Below are 21265 nucleotides of genomic sequence, written 5' to 3'. Positions count from 1 at the left end.
TGGTCTAATTGACTTTATTGATACTTCAAAATTACAGCGTTTCTACTCAAAAGTAAGTAGTACAATTAAATCAGTTTGTGTAGAATTTATTCTATAACAAGCATTTTAACAATTGTAATATTTCTAAAAGCATATACATATAGCGGTTTATGAGTATTTGAAAAATATAGCCGAAAGCAGCGATTGATTGGTGTTTATTTACAATCTACCTTTGAAATACAAACATTTAATTATTTAACATCATGAAAAAATTAGTACTAACAGCTGCAATTGCTTTCTTTATGACAGCGGCAGCATCGGCTCAATCAAATGTAGATACCACTTCACAAACAGGGTTTCTTCATTCTTCAACTACTACCCAAACAGGTAGCTTCAATACAAACACTGTAACCCAAGCAGGTTTATCTAATACTTCAGAAGTAGAACAAATGGGTACCTCAAACATGGCTACTACATCTCAAGCAAATTTTTCAAGTGAAAGTTACATTTCACAAGACGGAGATTCTAACATAGCTTCAGTAACACAAACAGGCGGATTTTTATCAGGTGATCATTTAAGTGAAATTGATCAAGAAGGTGATGAAAACGAAGCGTATGTAATGCAAGCTGGTGATGAAAACGAAAGTGATATTGACCAAGATGGTGATGGAAACTGGGCAAGTGTTTCACAAGATGGTGATGACAACGATAGTGATGTTGACCAAGATGGTGATGGAAACTGGGCAATGGTGTCGCAAGATGGTGACGACCACGATAGTGACATTGACCAAGACGGTGACGATAACTACGCTATGGTAACACAAGATGGTGATGACCACGACAGTGATATTGACCAAGATGGTGATGATAACGAAGCTATTGTTTCACAAACTGGTGAAGATCATGATAGTGATATTGATCAAGACGGTGATGAAAATTACGCTATGGTAACACAAGTTGGCGACGACAATGATAGTGATATTGACCAAGATGGTGATGAAAACGACGCTATTGTTTCACAAGACGGTGAAGACAACGATAGTGATATTGACCAAGATGGCGATGGAAACTACGCTATGGTTACCCAAATTGGTGAAGATAACGAAAGTGATATTGACCAAGACGGTAACAACAACGATGCTTTTGTAATGCAAGTTGGCGATGAAAACGAATCTATTATTGAACAAGACGGAAATGGCAACATGGCTGATATTACACAAACTGGCGATGAAAACTTTGCAGAAGTACTTCAAGATGGTTTCTTAAATGAAGCTACTGTTTCACAAACTGGAGATGGCAACATTGGTGAAATTGGCCAAGATGGATTTAGTAACGAAGTTATGTTAATGCAAACTGGTGATGGTAACGAATCATACAGCATACAAGATGGCTGGTTCAACTCTGCAAGTGTTTCGCAAACTGGTGATGATCATATGCACACTGGTACCCAAATTGGTAACGGAAACAGTTTAACAGTTACACAAAGTAACTAATAATAACAACATAGTTTAATTTCTGAAAAACCGTCCTTAGGTAACCAAAAATACTAAACAGGATGGTTTTTCACTTTAAACACTTTCTTAAGGTCTTTTGTTGTTCATTAAATAATTAAAATCATGAAAAATTATAGCTACCTATTGCTAATGTTACTTGCTACTTGCAGTTGCATTGCACAAGAAAACAAAAAGGTAAAAGATTTAATTACCAATAATAAACCAAAAGAAAACACAGAAAGTTATTTGTTAAGCACACTTATTAATAATGCTGGTACAAATGTAACACAAATTGGCAATAATAATCATAGTAGTATTGAAACCAATACAATGAACGTTGTGCAAAATGGCGATAATCAATTATTATTTTATGCCGAAACCAATACGTTAGAAGAAAGCAACTTAACCGTACAAATGCAAGGCAACAACAATTACATTGAAATTTTTGGTAACAATAGTATAATGGATCAAATGCAAATTAACTTAAGCGGTTCAGATAAAACAATTATTATACGAAATTACTAATGAAAAATATACTAACCATTTTTACAATTAGTTTTTTAAGTTGTTTTAAAATGCATGCACAAACTAACAAAGACAGTTTGGTGATTGCAACACTAAAAATTGACCAAACCGAAAACGTTTTACATTTTAACCCAACTGTAGAAAACAAAAGTGAATATCATTACGAGTTAGATTATTTATTGTTGATTAAAAAAACCGATGGCAATAAAAACTTATCTGTAAACCAACAAAAAGGTAAGTTCACTTTAAGTCCAAACGAATTAAAAAAATTAAGTTCCACAACAATAAATCAAACAGAAAACCAAAAAATAAAAGCAATTCTTTTTATTCGAAACGAAGACGAAAACAAACTAATAGCTAAAGATTCGGTTGAAATTATTACTAAAGATCTAATTCCGGTTAATGAAAATTCATTACAAACAACAACAGGTATTGTAATTGATGATTCTAAAACAAAACTTGGTCGTGATTATTATGATATTTTCTTTGCAACATATACACAATATCCAAATAAATTTGACTTTGTTATAAACATATCTGAATTACCTTACCGCGGTTTATCAAGCATTATACAAATTAAAGTAGACCAAGAACTAATTAACGAATTTTTTACTAACCCCGACGAAGATTATCTTAAACAACAAGCAGCCGTAACATTACAAAAGCTTAACAAATTTGCAGATAGCAGGGGTAAATTAAAAAACGAATTTATTTATTAAATATCTATATCATGAAAAAGTATGTACTAACAATTGTATTGTTTTTTGCTGCATTCTTTACTTCGTATGCACAACAATTGGTTTATACACCCGTAAATCCAAATTTTGGCGGCAATCCATTAAATTACAACGGATTAATAAACTCGGCTAACTTACAAAACCAATTCGACGATTATAAAAACAATAGAGACAGCAGCTTACTGAACAATTTTTCAGAAACTGTAAAAAGACAAATATTATCACAATTATCACGTAAACTATTCGCAGAAAATGCAGATTTAGAAAATTTAGAAGAGGGCACCTTTGAAATTGGAGATTTAATTATCTCTATCGACGAAACCCGTGAGGGCACCGTTATTAGAATTATAGACAACCAAACCGGCGAAGTAACCGAAATTATATTGTAAATTTTAAAAGAAATTAAACTATGAAATCATTTAAAATAAACTTTATACTTTGCTTTTTAACAATTGGTACTTTATACAGTTGTGGCGTATTTTTTGCACCACCAGCGGGCGTAGAATACCAATCGGTTATAGGCGAAGTTACCGCATCGGCCAAAGACTTTAAAAATTTACCCCGCCCACAAGATCCTATCGTGGTGGGGGTATATAAATTTAGAGATCAAACCGGCCAATACAAAGCTTCAAGCACCGGCGCAAACTGGAGTACAGCTGTGCCACAAGGGCTTACTACTATTCTTATAAAATCGTTAGAAGACAGTAAATGGTTTGCTCCTATAGAGCGTGAAAACATTGGAAATCTTTTAAACGAACGCCAAATTATTAGAACCACCCGTCAAGAATATACCAATGGGCAAAGCAAAGAAAACTTAGCACCGTTACTATTTGCAGGTATCCTTTTAGAAGGTGGGGTAATTTCTTACGACACTAATATTTTAACAGGCGGTGCAGGTGCGCGCTATTTTGGTATTGGCGGATCGGCAGAATATAGACAAGACCGCATTACCGTTTATTTACGCGCGGTTTCTACAAATACAGGAAAAATATTAAAAACTATATACACTTCTAAAACCATTTTATCGCAATCGGTTAATGCAAGCATGTTTAGATATGTTGATGCAGAACGTTTGTTTGAAGCCGAAGTTGGCGTAACAAATAACGAACCCGTACATATGGCAGTAACCGAAGCTATAAACAAAGCTGTTTATTTGCTTATTTTAGAGGGCATAAAAGATAACGTTTGGAACACTTTACCGAACGATGAAGCTAAAGCAAAAAATTTATTGGCTAATTATAGTAAAGAAATTACCAAAAGTGCCACTAGAATTCCAGGAAAAGGCGATTGGGATGTAAACCAACGCGCAAAATTTTCAATTGGGGGTTCGGTAACTGCAAACACTTTAAAAGGCGATTACCCTAATTCGGTAGCGCAAGTTGGTGCAAATGGTAATTTTAAATATCTTTTTTCTAAACATATTAGTTGGAATTTAGGTTATGGATACCAAAACCTAGGATCGGATAAACATTTTAAAGCGCAGTTTACAAACCTTGATACCGATTTTGAGTACTTAATGTTGCCTTACAACAAGTTTACACCTTATGTATCAGCAGGGGCTGGTTTGTTTACAAACATCACTTCAAAGCAACGTAGATATCAATACAAAACACAATTTGGCGCTGGTGTAGAATATATGCTTTCTCCTACCGTTGGTTTAAGAGGCTACAGTAAATACCACATAGGTTTTAACGATAATTGGGACGAAGCGATTTCGGGCAAACGAAACGATCACTTTTTACAATTTGGCATTGGCCTGCAAGTTTATCTAGGAAAATAACTATTAGCATTTATATTATGAAATCAATCTACTTATATATAATCGTACTTACTTCTTTGATTTTTGCTGGTTGCAGCGAAGATGAAATTGATGGTAACGCAAAGGGAACTTTAACGGGTAGCGTGCGTTTAGAAGAAACGAATGAACCTTTAAAAAATGTAAAAATTTCCACAACTCCGGGAACCTCAACCGTGTTTACCGATGAAAACGGAAATTTTGCTATTAATGGAACCATGCCTTTGGGTACTTTTTCGGTTCGTGCCGAATTAAAAGGATATGTAACCGAATACCAGTCGGTAACTATTAGTGAATATGAACAAAAAGTACAAGTTGTTTTTGAAATGATTACAGACGAATCTTTAAACACCCCTCCTACTATTCCTACATTAGTATCGCCTAAAAATTTAGCAACTAATTTAACCAATAACGTTGAACTTGAATGGGATTGTACAGATGTTGACGAAGATGAGTTAGTATATAAACTAATTTTTATTAACAATAAAACCAATAATCGCGTTGAAATTCCAAATCTTTCAACCAAAAAAATCACCATGTCTAAGTTAGATTTTGGTACAACGTATACTTGGCAAATTGTAGCTTCTGATAGTATTAACCCCGATGTTTTTAGTGAAGCTTTTCAGTTTACTGTACGTAAAAACCCTGAATATCGTTACCATTATGTGCGCAATAATTTAGGTAATCACAACATTATGGCGACTGACTTACAAGAGGAAATTAGCATTACCAACTTAACTGCTGCTACATGGCGACCTAAGAAAAACAATGTGGCTAATAAATTGGCTTACTTGCAAACTTTTAACGGGCAAACCCATTTATTTACTAGCGATTTAGACGGACAAAACGAGTTAAAAATTAGTCAAACACCTTTAAATGGTTTTAAAACCGAATATTTAAGTTTTGCTTGGCGTGCAGATGGAAGTGCTTTTATTTTTCCTAGTTTTAATAAACTATACAAAATTAACAGCAACGGTACAGGGCAAACCCAAATTTACCAAACCACAAACGGCCATTTTATTACAAAATGCGCTTGGAGTAAAGATGGATCTAAAATTGCAATTACTACAAACGATATTAACGGTTACCAAGCCAAAATATTAATTTTAGATGCCAATGGTAATTTATTGCATACGGTGTTAGAAAACCAACCAGGTGCTATGGGCGGTTTAGATTTTGATGTTACAGGTACTAAATTGTTATACACTTACGATGTTTCGGGTAACGAAGATTGGCAGTACAAACAATTAAACACGCAAATATTTATTTACAATATTACAGCAAATACACACACTAATGTTTCTGAAAACAGTTTTAAACCAATGGGTGTTATTGATATTGATCCTATATTTTCGCCAAACAGTTCCGAAATTATTTTCACAAGTACATCAAACGACATGATTTCTACCAGAAATATTTATTCAATAGACTTAAATAAGGAAGAAACCAGAACTTTGATAATTCCAAACGCCGAAATGGCAGATTACCAATAAAAAAATGAGGCTTAGGCCTCATTTTTTATCTTTTTGTTTTATTAGTTTATAAGGAATATAAATTACATTTTATGGCCATTTTTACCATTGATGCTGTGTTTTTAACGCCCAATTTATTTAAAATTTTTCTTCGGTGTGTTTCAACAGTGTGTAGGCTTAAAAATAAATCTTCAGAAATTTCGCGTGTACTTTTACCATCGCATATGTAGCCTAAAATTTCTTTTTCTCTACAAGTTAATTCGGCTAACAACAAAACATCGTTATTGCTGTTTGTTTTTTTTTCATTGATTAAATCAAGATTATCAACCGAATGAAAAAAATATTCCACAATTAAATCCCAATATTCACGTGATAATACTTTGTCGCCATTTAAAATTTTTGTTACGTTTTCAACAAACTGGTCAGGTTGTATGTTGTTGTTTATAATTCCCATTACACCAATTTCAAAAAGCAACTTAACATCGCTAATATTTATGTTAGCAGTAATAATTAACACTTTAAAATTATGGTGTAACGACATTAATTGTAATATTTGATTAAAATCGTTATTAGAAAATTTAGCTACATCGTAAATAAGCAAATCGGTACTTTTTTTGTTTTTTGGTTCGATATAGTCATCAATTGGCAAATGATCTAAATGCGTAATTGTTGCTTTAGGAAACACTTTTCTTTTTAATAAATTTTCTATCCCTTCTAAAAAAATAGGGTTATTTATAATTGTATATACATGTAAATTTTCACTCATAACTTTTGATTTTAGTTATTATTGAAATTTTGAAATTGCCCTTTTTCAAAACAACATTAATATGTTATACTATATGCCAAAAGTGTTAAAAATTACTTAATGATTTAAGGTAGAAATTACCTGAAAAAAAAAATAGGTAAAATTACCTATTTCTTTATTTTAATGATTGAGCAAAAGTTCGTCTAACGTTACAATATGTTTTTGCAATGCGTAAATTATTAAACCTGCAATGTTACGTACCCCAATTTTTGCAAACACATTATTTTTATGCCCTTCAACGGTACGCTGTGTTATAAATAAAGCTTCGCCAATTTCTTTAGCCGTTTTTTGGTGGCAAAGTAACTTCACAATCTCAATTTCACGTTCGGTTAATAAATCATCGGAATCGTAACATGGTTTTGAAACTTTATTAGAAATTTGAACTCGTAAAATTTCAATTTGATCTTTATCTAAATAAAAACCTGTTTTATGTACCAGTTCAATAATATTGGCTAATTCATAAGGCGATAAACTTTTGGGTAAAAAGGCAGCAGCGCCTTCTTTTGTCATAAAGCCTATTGAATTTTCTTGATAATGCGATGAAACTACTACCACTTTAGTATCGTAATTATGGGGTTTTATATGTTTTAAAACTTCTAACCCATCAATGGTTTTCATTTTTAAATCAAGAATAAGCACATCTATTTTATGAGAATTGTCTTCTAAAAATTTAAATAATTCGTATCCATCGGTTGTATCAAAAACTACTTGAAAATTTGACTGTTGTTCAAAAAAACTTTTTAACAGTGTTACTATCAAGTAATCATCGTCTAAAATTGCTAATTGTATTTTATGCATAATTAAAAAACATAATAAAACGGGTTCCTGTATTTTTTAAGCTTTTATATTTATATCTAGCCTGAAGGTTATCTGCACGTAAATCTATATTTTTTAACCCTATCCCTTTATTAACTGTAGTTGTATCAAAGCCAACACCATTATCTTTTAAAACTAAAACAATAATATTATTAGTAATGCGTACGGTTAAATGTAAATGTGTTGCTTTGGCATGTTTATGTATGTTGTTTAATAATTCTTGTAAAATACGTAATGTTTGCAACTTGGTTGTTTTGTCAATTGTATTTACTGTGCGTACATCTACTTTATATTTTACATTGTAAATGCATCGCCAACTTTTAAAAGTTGTGATTAACAAACTGTCTAACGGTTTTTCCTCGTACAAAGGTGGCAATAATTCATGTGAAATTCTACGCGATTCATCTATAATTGTGCCCAACAAATCGTCTAATTCTTGTAAACGTGCGCCCATAACCGTTTTTAAACGAATAATGGTAAGTTTACTAATAATATTATCATGTAAATCGGCGGCAATACGCATACGTTCATTTTCTTGAGCCTCTAAACTAACTTTTAAAAGTGAACGTTGGTATTCCATTTTCACATTTAGTTCTTCATCTTTAGAACTTAAAATTCGCTTATATGAAATGTAAAAAACGCCTATTAAGGTACCAACTAGCACTACCATTACACCAATAATAACAACTAACCAAATAAGCAGCGTATCTGCATTTTGCCATTTTTCCATAAAAAGTAGTGTTTAATTATTATTTGTGCTTTTTAAGGTTTTTAAATAGTATAAAAGCTAATGTAAAATAGTAGGCAATATGTAATACCACATAGCTTGAATAAAATAGTACAAAGCTTTTATCGCTAAATGACTGGTTTATAATAAAATTTTGAATTACCGTATAAATAAGATGTATAGAAAAATATGCCAACAAAACCATACAAAGCATTTGATTGGTAACCGTGAACGGTTGGTTTGCCCGCAATTGCTTTAAAAGAGTAGCCACTATTAAAACAATTAACAATAAGTTGGCAACTGTTTGTGCATTGGCTTCGTAATTTAAAATACCGTTTGTTTTATACGTTAACAAATCATATACTAAATAAACACAGCTACCAGCCATTGCATACCAAACTATAGTGCTTTTTAACCAGTATTTGTTAATGAGATAACCAATGATGAGTAATTCGACTATTCTAAAAAGAATTAAAATAAATAAGCTATTTACAAGATATTTAAAAAAAAAGAAAGTTATTAAATCAAATAAACAACATAATGATAAATAAATAGCTACTATTTTCATTGTCCTATCTTTGCACTTATTAATAAAAATTGTACTTAGGATGCTATATAAAAAAAGCAAAATTGAATTAGCACTTGTAAGCGAATCAAATATTAAATAGTAGTTATTCATAAACTATAATAAATCTAACAAATAATTTTTAGTACGATCGCGGTAGGGTGGTTGTAATCTAACGGTGTCATAAAATGAATCACTGTTTTTTAATACCAAATCGGCTACTTTAACATTAGGTTGGTTTTCGCTATCTTTCAATCCCATATAAACCGTATGATTTTGGGGTGCTAAACTGTGTGTAGGTATGTAAAACAATTGATACATAGGCAAACTAGTAGCAAGCCAAGTTGTATAATTAGTGTTCCACATTGTAATTCTATTTATAGCATCGGTTGCTTGAATATACTGCGTAGGTAATTGGTACGTATATGCAGGATAATTTACTTGATTTAAGTTAGATACATCGTTATAAACTACATCAACAATTTTTATATAATTGCTAAGATTTGCGTGATAAGTAGCGTTATCATATACTTCAGATATTACCGCAAATTTTAACTTTCCATCTAAAATACAAGCATATGTGTGTAAAGCGTTTCCTTGCGGAAAAAGTTCCATATTTATATTAAAACTATTTGCATTGTTAAACAACAACTGTAATTGTTCAGAATTGCTACGAATATTATTCCAAGCACGCATACCCATTAAAACTTCTTCTAAAGTATAATTGTTACCTATTCTATTTTGTTGTTGGGTGTTTTGGGGTGTTGCATTGTTATCATTTGGCTGATCTGCAGTACAAGCAAAAAACAAAATAACGAAAGCAAATACTGCAATTTTAAAAAATTTCATTTTATGTATAGGTTATAATAAATTTAAAATATAATAGTTGGAACGATTTCTGTAGGGAGGCTCTCTCCTAACCGTATCATAATATACACCTGCGCCGTTGTTTAAAATAAGGTCGGCTACTTTCCCACTTGGATTTAACACGTCGGCTTTTAAAGCAAAAGATACATTATACGTTTGGGGTTGTAAATCTTCGGTAGGTATAAAAAAAGTTTCGTAAATACCAAAAGGGGTAGTAACTACTTCGGGAATCCAAACGGGATAATCGGCTTGCCATAAATCAATACGTACCAAGGCTTCGGCTTCGGTTATTTCTTGGCCTTTCATTCCACCGGTGCATCCACACCAAAAGCAATTTGCGCTTAAAACTTCATCGGGTGAATCTACATCGTTCACTTGCGAAATAACGTAAAAGCCAAATTCACCGTTGCTTTTTACCGCTGCGTATGCATGTAATGGTTCGCGTTGCGGAAAAAGACTCATGTCTATTTCAAATCCTGTATAGGTATTAAACAATTCTACTAACTGATCGGGTTGAGATCGTAAAGCCATCCAATTTTGAATTGCTGTAATAATTTCCTGCATTTTTATGTGATTTTTATAAACATCAATAACACAAATATAGTATTTTGTTGCACATATATTGTAAAATTTAGATAAATAAGTAAAAAATAATCAATTTTAACATTTTAAAAAAAAATCTATTTTAATATTTAAAATTTAAAATTGAACAATAGGTTCATAAAAAAAACGGACTATATGTCCGTTTTCTTTTCATTTATTTTGGCAACAATTTGCTTTATATCTTGTTCTTTCTTTTTAGGATAAATCAGTAAAACATCGTCTTTATCAACAATAATAAAATCGTCTAATCCACCAATAACAACCAGTTTATTAGGGTTTGTTCTAACGATATTATTTGTAGCGTTTTCTACAAAAAGGTTTCCGTTAACCATTGCATTATCACAGGTATCTTTGGGTAATTTGTCATACAATGAGCCCCATGTACCTAAATCGTTCCAATCAAAAGTTGCAGGTAAAACAAAAACGTTATCTGCTTTTTCCATTACGGCATAATCAATAGAAATATTTGCTGCTTTGTGGTAATTTTCTATAATAAATCGTTGCTCATCACTGGTGTTAAAACTAGCATATCCTTCTTGAAACAATTGAACCATTTCGGGTTGAAAATTTTCAAAAGCTTGTAAAATAGCTTGTACATTCCAAACAAAAATGCCTGAATTCCATAAAAAGTTTCTGCGTTGAATAAATGTTTTTGCAGTTTGATAATCGGGCTTTTCACGAAATTGCACTACTTTTTTTACTTGGCGGGTATCTAATTTATTGTATTCAATATAACCGTAACCTGTATTTGGAAAAGTAGGAATAATACCTAAGGTCATTAGTACGTTATCGGTTTCACAAGCATCAAAAGCGCGTTGTAAATTGGCTGCAAACTGTACTTCATCTTCAATCCAATGATCAGATGGCGCCACAATCATCACCGCATTTGGGTTTTGCTTTTTAATTTTTAACGATGCATATAAAATACAAGGCGCTGTATTACGCATTTCGGGTTCTAAAACAATTTGCTCATTTGTAATCATGGGCAACTGTTGTTTTAAAATATCAGAATATTTATCGTTGGTTAAAATTAAAATATTTTCTTTAGGAATTAATCTGCTTAAACGGGTAAACGTTTTTTGAACCAATGTTTCGCCCGTACCTAACATATCGTGAAATTGCTTGGGAAATTCGGGAGTACTTACAGGCCAAAAACGCGATCCTACGCCGCCTGCCATTAATATAGCGTAATAATTTTTATTCATTTTTTAATTTTTCAAAAGTTTAACCTGCATATTGGGTTTAAACAAATATACTTTGTTATTTTTTATATCGGTACAAGCAAAAAGCTTTACCCTTAAATTTCCTTTTTTAAAAATACGCCCGTTTTCAATCATAAACAAACTACCTAATGGCAGTTCATCAACAAAAACTTTATCTGTAGGGGCATCGTACTTTTTTAAATGCATGGATAATAAAGCATCGGTATCACTGCTTGCCGAAGGATTTTTAAAATGATTGGCTAACAAAGGCAACACATCCATTGGAAAAACCGCTGGGTTTATAAAAGGCAACATAAGCATTTTAAACGTATGTTTCCATTCTAATCCATGTGGCTTAATTTGGCGACCATATTTTTGAAATGCCACTAAATGAGCTATTTCGTGTATGGTTGTAATTAAAAATCGATATTTATTTAACGTAGCATTTACTGTTATTTGATGGGTACCATCGGAATTTTTACGGTAATCACCATGCCTTGTAACCCGCTCATTTACAATTTTAAAATGTACGCGATTACTTTTGATTAATTCGTAAACGGCTTCAACAGCACTTTCTGGAATGTATTTTTCTAAAACTTGTTTCAATTAAGGAGTACTTTGTGATACTTGTAATACTTTACCGTTAAAAAACGTATTTCCGGTTAAGGCAAAATCTTTTATATATAATGCCATTTCGATGGGTTTTACTGGTGCCTGATAACCTGGAAAAGCTTCTTCAAGCATTTCAGTTTGTACGGCACCTAATGCCAAAACATTAAAAGCAATACCTTGTTCTTTATATTCTTCTGCTAAAAGTTCGCTTAGCGTTATCACTGCACCTTTGCTAGAACTGTAAGCCGCCAGTCCGGGAAATTTTGCACTGCCCTGAATACCACCCATGCTGCTTATTGTAACTACATGACTGCCTTTTTGCATTAAAGGTAAAACAGCGCGCGTAAGGATTGCCACACCAAACACGTTCACTTTATAAACGTATTCAAATTCGGCAGCTGAAATTTGTGAAAAAGGCTTGTTAATGATAGATCCTGCGTTATGTATTAAAATATCAATCTTTTTAAAATTAGATTCTATGTTATGCGCAAAATCAAGAACTGCTTGTTCATTACTTAAATCGACAGAAATAAAATGTACATTTTTAAAATTCTTAAATTCAGAATTTTCCTTACGCGATATTGCAATTACATTATGACCTTCATTTGCAAATTGCTTTACTAATTCGGCTCCTATCCCTCTACTTGTACCGGTTATTATAATGTTTTTCAAATTGTTAATATATTTAATTCATTTTAATTTCGTAGGTATTGGCATTAATCATTTTTGAAACAACCGGAAGCATTTCTTGCGATATGGTTGTCATAAATTTAATATCCATTACTTCAAATTCATCTTTTGGATGGTGGTAGTAATTAAAATTAGAAAAATCAAAAGCAGATAATGTATGTGCTGGAATTTTAAATTCTTCGTAAAAAGGATAATTGTCTGACGCTGCAAATAAGTTGTATTTCTCGGCACCTTTAGACATACCTATTAAGTTGCTACCTGCATATTCATTTAATTTCAATGCCATGTTAGATTTTTCAAAGCCTGTTAAAAACAATTTAAAATTGTAGTTCATAGGCACACCAATCATTTCAAAATTTAACATGCTGTAAATATTAACATCTTTGTCTTTTAACTTTTTAGCTAAGTGTTTAGAACCGTGTAAACCTTTTTCTTCTGCCGAGAAAAACACAATTAAAACACTGCGTTTGTTGTTTTGTAAGGTGCCTAAATACTTAGCAACTTCAGTTAAAACAGTTGTTCCTGAAGCGTTATCATTTGCGCCATTATTTATGTAATCACCTTCAAAACCATTAGCTGTAATACCTATATGGTCGTAATGTGCACCTAAAACCACAAATTCATTTTTTAGTTTAGAATCTGTTCCTTCAATAAAACCAACTACATTATATGCATTTTCATAATTTGAAAGTGTATCTTTATAGGTAGTAAAAAAAGGTTTAATATTTGATTTTTTTAGTATTGATTCTAAATAATTAGCCGCTTTTTCAATGCCTTTAGAACCAGTATCTCTACCTTGAAGTTCATCAGACGCTAAATATTGTAAAGTTGATGCTACATTAGCTTCGCTAACTTGGTATTCAACATTTTTTTCTTTTTGAGTATAGATTGTTGCTTTACAACCCACTAACAAAATTGCCGAAAATGCTAAGATTAGATACTTGCTCATAAAAAAAAGTTTTATCAAAAATACAAAAAAACCCGTTCTGAAAAATCAAAACGGGTTTATATTGGGTAAAATGTAGGTTTTAAGCCAACATTGTTACTGGATTTTCTATAAAATGTTTCAATGTTTGTAAAAATTCTGCACCAGTAGCACCATCAACCGTTCTGTGGTCGCATGCTAAAGTAACTTTCATTGTATTACCAACAACTATTTGTCCGTTTTTAACAACTGGTTTTTCAATAATTGCACCAACTGATAAAATTGCAGAATTTGGTTGATTGATAATTGATGTAAATTCTTCAATTCCAAACATTCCTAAGTTTGAAACAGTAAAGGTAGATCCTTCCATTTCTTTAGGTTGTAATTTTTTATTGCGCGCTTTACCGGCTAAATCTTTAACTGTTGCTCCAATTTGAGTTAAACTCATTAAATCGGTATGGTTTACAACAGGCACCACTAAACCGTCTTCAACAGCAACTGCTACACCAATATTTACATGATGGTTAATTATAGTTGCCGTTTCTGTCCATTGTGAATTTACTTTTGGATGCTTTTTTAATGCCATGGCACATGCTTTTACTACCATATCGTTAAAAGAAACTTTAGTATCAGGTAACGAATTAATTAAGGCACGCGATTGCATTGCGTTGTCCATATTTACTTCTATTGTTAAGTAAAAATGCGGTGCAGTAAACTTTGATTCAGTCAAACGACGAGCAATGGTTTTACGCATTTGTGAATTTTTAACTTCTTCTGCAAACACAGTTCCAGCAGGTGTTACAACATTTACTGTAGCGGCAGGTTTACTTTCAGCTTTTGCTTCAACAGCATTATTTACGGTTGAAGGTGTATAATTTTCAACATCGCTTTTAACAATACGACCATTTTCACCAGAACCTTTTAAATCTGCAAGATTAATTCCCTTTTCTTGAGCAATTTTCTTTGCCAAAGGCGATGCAAAAATACGTGTATTGGTAGTTACAGCATTTGTATTACTTTCAACTTTTACTTCTACAGCTTTTTCAACCGTTTCTGGCATTGTTTGGGCAGAAATAGAGGCTTTTTTACCACCAGTTGCTAATATAGCAGCAACATCGGTACCAGCTGGTCCAATAATAGCTAAAACACTATCAACAGGAGCCGATTCCCCTTCTTGAATTCCTATATGTAATAAACTACCAGAATAGAACGATTCAAACTCCATTGTAGCTTTATCGGTTTCAATCTCGGCTAAAATATCCCCTTCTGCAACGGTATCTCCAACTTTTTTCAACCAAGTTGCAACGGTACCTTCTGTCATGGTATCACTTAAACGAGGCATAGTAACTACGTTTACATTTGCAGGTATTTCAACTTCAACTTCTGTAGATTGTGTTTGTTCTTGTTCGTTATCAGAACTTGTACTTATTTCATTTGTTGATACAGTTGATGTTCCATTCAATAATGCTTGGTAATCTTCGCCTTGGTTGCCAATAATTGCTAAAACACTATCAACAGCAGCAGTCTCGCCTTCTTGAACACCAATGTATAATAAAGTACCTTTGTGGAACGATTCAAATTCCATAGTAGCTTTATCGGTTTCAATTTCTGCTAAAATATCACCTTCAGAAACTTGATCTCCAACTTTTTTTAACCAAGATGCCACGGTACCTTCTGTCATAGTATCGCTTAAACGAGGCATTGTAATAATTTCAGCCATTCTTTATAATTTATGAGAAATAAACGGATAATTTTCTTGATCGTAAACCACATCGTACATCACAGAAGTATCTGGATATGGTGATTCTTCAGCAAATTTTTCACACTCAGCAACTAAATCGCGTACACGATTATCAATTGCGTCAATTTCTGCGTCGGTTGCCCAATTATTTTCTTTAATAGTATTTAAAACTTGTGTAATTGGATCTATTTTTTTGTATTCTTCTACTTCTTCTTTTGTACGGTAATGCTGCGCATCAGACATTGAATGTCCGCGGTAACGGTACGTTTTCATTTCCAAAAAGGTTGGTCCTTCACCACGTCTAGCTCTTTCCATTGCATCAAACATAGCTTCTGCAACCTTTACCGGATTCATACCATCAACTGCATACGAAGGCATCTCGTATCCTAAACCTAACTTCCATACATCGGTGTGGTTTGCTGTACGTTCTACCGAAGTACCCATTGCATACCCATTGTTTTCACAAATAAATACTACAGGTAATTTCCAAAGCATTGCCATATTAAAGGCTTCATGTAATGAACCTTGACGTGCTGCACCATCACCAAAATAAGTTAATGATACTCCACCTGTTTCTAAATACTTGTCGGCAAAAGCCATACCAGCACCTACAGGTATTTGTGCACCAACAATTCCATGACCACCGTAAAAACCATGCTCTTTAGAAAAAATATGCATTGATCCACCCAAACCTTGCGATGTACCTGTTGCTTTACCTAATAATTCTGCCATTACTCTGCGTGGATCTACACCCATACCAATTGGCTGTACGTGGTTACGGTATGCTGTAATCATTTTATCTTTTGATAAATCCATTGCATGTAACGCACCTGCTAAAACAGCTTCTTGACCATTATATAAATGTAAAAAACCGCGTACTTTTTGTTGAATGTATAAAGCTGCAAGTTTGTCTTCGAACTTACGCCAAAACTGCATGTCTTCATACCACTTTAAATATACTTCTTTAGTAATTTCTTTCATAATAATAGATTGTTAATTACCAATTGATGATTTGTTAATTTGGCAATAGGCAAAAATAAGACTTCAATTGTATTTCTGAAAATAAAATACGTTATTTTTATTTAAACTATGTTAATTATTAAAACAAAAATCCTGACAATGCAGGATTTTATAGTTTAAAATAAAACAAGGAGGTTTTACACCTCCTTGTTTACTTATTATTTTTTGATAATTTTTAAGAATTGTGAACCGGTACTTGTATGTACTTTTACCATATAAGTTCCTACAGATAGATGAGATACATCTATTCTCACATCATTGTTATCAAACTTCTCAGCTTTAACTTGTTTTCCTAAAATATCAAATATTTCAACCGATTTAATTGCTTCTTTGTATGATATATTCAATTCTGAATGAACAGGGTTTGGATAGTATTTTAAAGCAGCAATATCTAAATCATTCATACCTAAAACAATATTAACTTTTACTGCTAATGGTAAACTTGGACAGTTTCCTGGAGCAATAATTACACCGTAATATGTTTTAGCATGTTGCAATGGTTGGTAACTAGGTAATGGATTAACATTGTTAATTGCATCATTATAAGAATCGTACCAAACTACATTTGCTTCGTTTGTTTTTAAATCTTTTACTTCAGCATAATCAACAAAGGATTGATTAACGTTACCAGTTGGTGCATTAGGGCGTGGTGTTACTGTAATGTAAACTTGCGCTCTAGCAGTTTCACAACCATTTTCTACTTTAGAAATATAATAGATACCAGTTGTTACAACATCGTTTTGACCCATTTCTGTTGTAGCAAAAGCAGAATTGTAAACTTTATAGCTTGAACCAGCACTTGCATTTAATGGAATAGTTGATACAGTTGCATCGCCACAAATTGTTATTGGATTAATGATAGGAGCGCTAACACTTAAAATTTTAACACTTATAGGGCGTTTTGCTGAATCACAATCACCGATTGATTGACCAACATAATAAGTACCTGTTACTAAAGGTGTAGTACTTGCAATTGGCGTATCAGATGTACTGTAAGCATACCAATATACAGATGCACCTGCTGCAGTTGTTGTAGCCATTAAATCAACTACTGTTGCACTACCACAAAATGTTTGAGTAGTATTTGCAGTTGGTAATCCTAAATTTTGAACAGTTGAAACAGAAACTGCAGTTCTTGGAGACTCACAGTTACCTATTTTTTGTGCAATATAGTATGTACCCGTAGATAAAGTAGTTGAATAACTTAAAGGAGTAACATCTGTTATGTTTTGATACCAATTTACAGTTGCACCAGGTGTTGCTGGAACACTGATTGATGATATTGTTGATGTGCCACAAATATATACATTTGTCAATGAAACAGCTGTTGGCACTACTCCAACACTTACAGTAACAGCAACTCTACTTGATGATGTACAGGTACCATTTGTAAATTCACCATAATACATACCGTTATTAATTGGAATAGCAGCTGCTAAAGGTGTACCACCTGTTGGAGTAGTATACCAATTAATTTGGAATCCAGAAATTGGGTTGTACATTAAATTACTTACGGTTGCTGCACCACAGAATGATTGTGTTGCTGGAGCTACAGGAACTGTTGCTACAGGACTAATAGCTACTGTAAAAGGAATTCTTGCTGATTTACATTTGTATATTTCTTGTTCAACATAATACACACCTGAAGTAGTAATTTGTGTGATTGGAACACTTGCAGTTGAACTACTGTAATATGTTAATACACCATTTACGTTTTTACCAAAATTAGTATTTGCAACACTAATTGGTCCACAGCTTGTGATATCGTTTACAACAGGAGCTTCTTTTAAACCGATACTTACTGTAAAGTTTTTCTCGATTTTACATCCATATTGATTTTCAATTTCAACTTTATAAGGAACATTTAAACTATTAACCGAACCTTTTAAGTATAAAGTACCTGAATTAACGGCAGCATCATACGGCATAGTAGCTGCTTGGTCATAATATAAATTTGCAATTGGTGTCCAAGTAACTTTATAATTGCTTACTGGAGTAATTTTTACATTATCGATATACCAACCTTCGTATTGTGAATTACCATCTGCACCTACTCTAAATCTAAGTTTGAAGATACCATTACCTGTTAAATCAGATGCTGGAACTACAAACTTTTCAGATTTCCATTCAGTATTAGCAGGAATAGAAGCTTGTGTATAAGCTGCCCAATCTGCATAAGAGGTTTGGGTAAAGAACATAGCTTGTAAACCGTTATTCGTTGTTGGTTTAGTAAGTGTGGTACTTGCCTGACCTGTATAATGTGCCGGCAAGAAAGGTTTCCACGTAGCACCATTATCTGTAGTATATTCAACATAACCGTAATCATATACTGCTGTTGAAGTTGCTTGTAAAGCAGCTATTTGATCAAATTCTACAACGATTGATTTTAAATTAGTTGTATTTATAGTAGTTGCTAAGTTTACTAAAGCATTGGTTTGAGCTGCATATTCAACTTTTAAACTTCCTGTACCTTCGGTTTTTAAAGTAGTTTCGTTAACAAGTGCATCTCCAGAAACAGCATTAACTAATGTTGCATTTAAAGCACCATTAAATCCATTTTTCAATGTAGTCTCGTTTACAAAATTGTCAACTTTTAATTCTTGAACGTCGTTAAAACAAAGGCTGTAATCATTCAACAATTGTAACATTTGTGGTGCTGGATTGTTCTCAACCGTAATTTGCTTTCTAATAATACATCCACTAACAGTGTTTTTAGCTGTTAATGTATAACCCATTGGCATCGTTGTTGTGAATGTCCAACCAACATTTTGGTCGCCAACAATAGCATTATCAGGATGATTAGGATGGGTATTATCATTAGCTGCTGGATCATTAGGGTCAGTAACAGTCCAAACGTAGCTATTATAACTACCAACACCTGTTAACACATAAAGTTTTGTTAACGGATTACCAGCACAGTTATTAATAATATCTGCTGATAAATTTAATGTAGGTGCAGGTGTGTAAACAACTTCTACTGTTTTTGGCTCATTAAAACAACCTTCAATAATATCAAAATAACCATTTGTTCTAAAAACTGAACGTGTTCCAGTAGCTACATTTTCAATTGCACTTAAGTCTAAAGCTGTGTTACTTTTAGTAAATAAAGTTCTGTTAGACGATGTTGAACTAAAAGATGAGAAAATATTTGTAGTTGCAGATGGAGCGTTATCAGCTACATTACTATACGAAATCTGCACTACAATATTAGAATTACCATCCCACATAAACACGTTATCCAATTCAAACATGTTTATATCATTTGATACCAAAGTTTGATCTCCAGCGTTTTTAACTAAAGTTAATCTACTAGTAGGAACAAACTTATTATCTATAGAGTACTCTTCTAAATTTGTCTCACCCATATGAATTCTAAAATTCTTACGTTGCGTAGTACCTGCATTAGGGCCAGTTTTAAAACCAAATGATTTTATCAAACCTCTATCGTAACCTAAAAGCTTAAGTTCCTCAGCTAAATAAATGTATTGTATTTTTTGAGATTTTGTTTCAGCAAAAGGTGTTACATCAACAGCTGACGTAATACCAGTACCTACTTGAACTACACCAATAGAATTATCATAAATACCATTGTACACTTTATATGTTTCAGATGCTGAAACCTCAGGAATTGTGAATGTTGAAACTGGCGTAGGTGTTAACAATTCACCTTCTTTATACCAAAAAGTACTTCCACCACCTGCATTCATTACAAGTTCTTGTAAACCACAAACATTATAAGTAGTAGGTATATTAAATGGAGGTGGTGCACAAGGTGTGTACACTTCTATACCTGTCCAAAAACTACTATCTGTCGCACTACAATTCGATTTAATATAAACTTTGTATTTAGTACTAGCTGTTAAACCAGTAACTGAAATTGAATTTCCTACCGTAACAGGGTTACCAGTAACTGTTGAAGCCTGTGGATTTGTAACAACTAATCCTACAGGACCACTACCTGGAGCACCACTAGTTCTAACTTCCCAATCAGTGCTAGCAACAGTTTGGGTTGCATTTTCCCAATTTATTGTAAATCCAGTTGTAGTTTTATTTGTAATAAAAATATCATTAACTGTAAGACATGTAGGTGTAGGACCTTGATCTACATTAATGTTGTCAATGTATAAATAATTATCAGCGGTTGCAGTTTTATTCGAAACTGTTAAACGAACATACAAAGAACCTGGCTTAGGAGCAAATGTTGTAGTTATTGTTGTACAATTTATAGAAACAACGTGATTTGTATTATCTATTGTTTGAAATGTATTCCATGGACCGCTTGTTGAGTTAGCCCACTCCCATTTTAAATCTAATTGATTTGCAGAACCTGCAAATGGTGGTTGTGTACCAATATTAGGATTGTATACTAACCATTTGTAATCAAAAGAAAAAGTAATAACCCCACCTGTTGCGGTAAACAATAAAGGTGATCTTAATACCGAAGTTCCTAAATTTTGATTTCCTTGTACTCTTGTTCTAATCGAGTGTGTACCCTGACAAAACCTTTCTGGAGTAACATTGAATGTATTATTTGAAACTTGTACCCAAGGCAATACGCTAGTCGCTCCATCCCAATTTATATTGTAGGGCTGTGCCAAGGTTACAAAAGGTAGTAAGATTAATAAAACTAATATAATTCGTTTCATAATACTGAATTTATTTATTTTAAAGCTAAGAGCGATTTATCTCGC

19 protein-coding genes are annotated in these 21265 nt (G+C 32.9%); 6 read left to right on the top strand and 13 right to left on the bottom strand.

Annotation, left to right across the window (positions count from 1 at the left end):
- Positions 1–242: 242 nt before the first annotated feature.
- The 6 genes from P3875_RS11380 to P3875_RS11355 all read left to right on the top strand — a co-directional run bounded on the left by P3875_RS11380 (position 243) and on the right by P3875_RS11355 (position 6022).
- A complete protein-coding gene (locus P3875_RS11380; protein ID WP_303444084.1) occupies positions 243–1472 on the top strand; it encodes a hypothetical protein in 1230 nt (409 codons plus the stop codon).
- Positions 1473–1595: 123 nt separating this feature from the next.
- Positions 1596–1997 carry a hypothetical protein gene (locus P3875_RS11375; RefSeq protein ID WP_303444083.1) on the top strand — a complete coding sequence of 134 codons (402 nt, stop codon included), beginning with the start codon at positions 1596–1598 and terminating at the stop codon, positions 1995–1997.
- Positions 1997–2716 carry a CsgE family curli-type amyloid fiber assembly protein gene (locus P3875_RS11370; RefSeq protein ID WP_303444082.1) on the top strand — a complete coding sequence of 240 codons (720 nt, stop codon included), beginning with the start codon at positions 1997–1999 and terminating at the stop codon, positions 2714–2716. Before P3875_RS11375 ends, P3875_RS11370 begins: the two co-directional genes overlap by 1 nt.
- An 11-nt stretch (positions 2717–2727) precedes the next feature.
- Positions 2728–3123 (top strand): curli assembly protein CsgF, encoded by a 396-nt coding sequence (locus P3875_RS11365; RefSeq protein ID WP_303444081.1) that lies wholly within the window; start codon positions 2728–2730, stop codon positions 3121–3123.
- 20 nt (positions 3124–3143) lie between these two features.
- Positions 3144–4514 (top strand): CsgG/HfaB family protein, encoded by a 1371-nt coding sequence (locus P3875_RS11360; protein WP_303444080.1) that lies wholly within the window; start codon positions 3144–3146, stop codon positions 4512–4514.
- Between the two features lie 17 nt (positions 4515–4531).
- On the top strand, positions 4532–6022 hold the full coding sequence (locus P3875_RS11355) for a carboxypeptidase regulatory-like domain-containing protein (RefSeq protein ID WP_303444079.1): 1491 nt from the start codon (positions 4532–4534) through the stop codon (positions 6020–6022).
- Positions 6023–6068: 46 nt separating this feature from the next.
- On the opposite strand, the gene P3875_RS11350 is transcribed toward P3875_RS11355, so the two are convergent.
- From P3875_RS11350 to P3875_RS11290, 13 genes are all read right to left on the bottom strand, one after another.
- Complete coding sequence (locus tag P3875_RS11350) at positions 6069–6767, bottom strand: helix-turn-helix transcriptional regulator (RefSeq protein ID WP_303444078.1); 699 nt, start codon at positions 6765–6767, stop codon at positions 6069–6071.
- Positions 6768–6926: 159 nt separating this feature from the next.
- The gene (locus P3875_RS11345; protein ID WP_303444077.1) at positions 6927–7604 is read right to left on the bottom strand and encodes a response regulator transcription factor; all 678 of its coding nucleotides are present in this window, start codon (positions 7602–7604) and stop codon (positions 6927–6929) included.
- Positions 7597–8352, bottom strand: a complete 756-nt coding sequence (locus tag P3875_RS11340) for a sensor histidine kinase (RefSeq protein WP_303444076.1) — start codon at positions 8350–8352, stop codon at positions 7597–7599. The genes P3875_RS11345 and P3875_RS11340 overlap by 8 nt, the downstream gene beginning before the upstream one ends.
- Positions 8353–8371: 19 nt before the next feature.
- Complete coding sequence (locus tag P3875_RS11335) at positions 8372–8917, bottom strand: hypothetical protein (RefSeq protein WP_303444075.1); 546 nt, start codon at positions 8915–8917, stop codon at positions 8372–8374.
- A gap of 114 nt (positions 8918–9031) precedes the next feature.
- The gene (locus P3875_RS11330) at positions 9032–9763 is read right to left on the bottom strand and encodes a hypothetical protein (protein ID WP_303444074.1); all 732 of its coding nucleotides are present in this window, start codon (positions 9761–9763) and stop codon (positions 9032–9034) included.
- 12 nt (positions 9764–9775) lie between these two features.
- Complete coding sequence (locus P3875_RS11325) at positions 9776–10345, bottom strand: hypothetical protein (protein ID WP_303444072.1); 570 nt, start codon at positions 10343–10345, stop codon at positions 9776–9778.
- A gap of 170 nt (positions 10346–10515) precedes the next feature.
- Complete coding sequence (locus P3875_RS11320) at positions 10516–11589, bottom strand: mannose-1-phosphate guanylyltransferase (protein WP_303444071.1); 1074 nt, start codon at positions 11587–11589, stop codon at positions 10516–10518.
- Positions 11590–11592: 3 nt separating this feature from the next.
- Positions 11593–12192, bottom strand: a complete 600-nt coding sequence (locus P3875_RS11315; protein WP_303444070.1) for a SprT-like domain-containing protein — start codon at positions 12190–12192, stop codon at positions 11593–11595.
- Positions 12193–12870, bottom strand: a complete 678-nt coding sequence (locus tag P3875_RS11310; protein WP_303444069.1) for an SDR family NAD(P)-dependent oxidoreductase — start codon at positions 12868–12870, stop codon at positions 12193–12195.
- A 13-nt stretch (positions 12871–12883) separates the two neighbouring features.
- A complete protein-coding gene (locus P3875_RS11305; protein WP_303444068.1) occupies positions 12884–13837 on the bottom strand; it encodes a M28 family peptidase in 954 nt (317 codons plus the stop codon).
- 79 nt (positions 13838–13916) lie between these two features.
- On the bottom strand, positions 13917–15515 hold the full coding sequence (locus tag P3875_RS11300; protein ID WP_442930328.1) for a 2-oxo acid dehydrogenase subunit E2: 1599 nt from the start codon (positions 15513–15515) through the stop codon (positions 13917–13919).
- Between the two features lie 21 nt (positions 15516–15536).
- Positions 15537–16535 (bottom strand): pyruvate dehydrogenase (acetyl-transferring) E1 component subunit alpha, encoded by a 999-nt coding sequence (gene pdhA, locus P3875_RS11295; RefSeq protein ID WP_303444066.1) that lies wholly within the window; start codon positions 16533–16535, stop codon positions 15537–15539.
- Between the two features lie 197 nt (positions 16536–16732).
- On the bottom strand, positions 16733–21220 hold the full coding sequence (locus tag P3875_RS11290) for an Ig-like domain-containing protein (protein WP_303444065.1): 4488 nt from the start codon (positions 21218–21220) through the stop codon (positions 16733–16735).
- Positions 21221–21265 lie beyond the last annotated feature (45 nt).

It is taken from the genome of Myroides sp. JBRI-B21084 (genome assembly GCF_030545015.1).
Classification (GTDB): domain Bacteria; phylum Bacteroidota; class Bacteroidia; order Flavobacteriales; family Flavobacteriaceae; genus Flavobacterium.
Note: the sequence above shows the minus strand (reverse complement) of the source record. Positions and strands in the feature narration are given on the sequence as shown.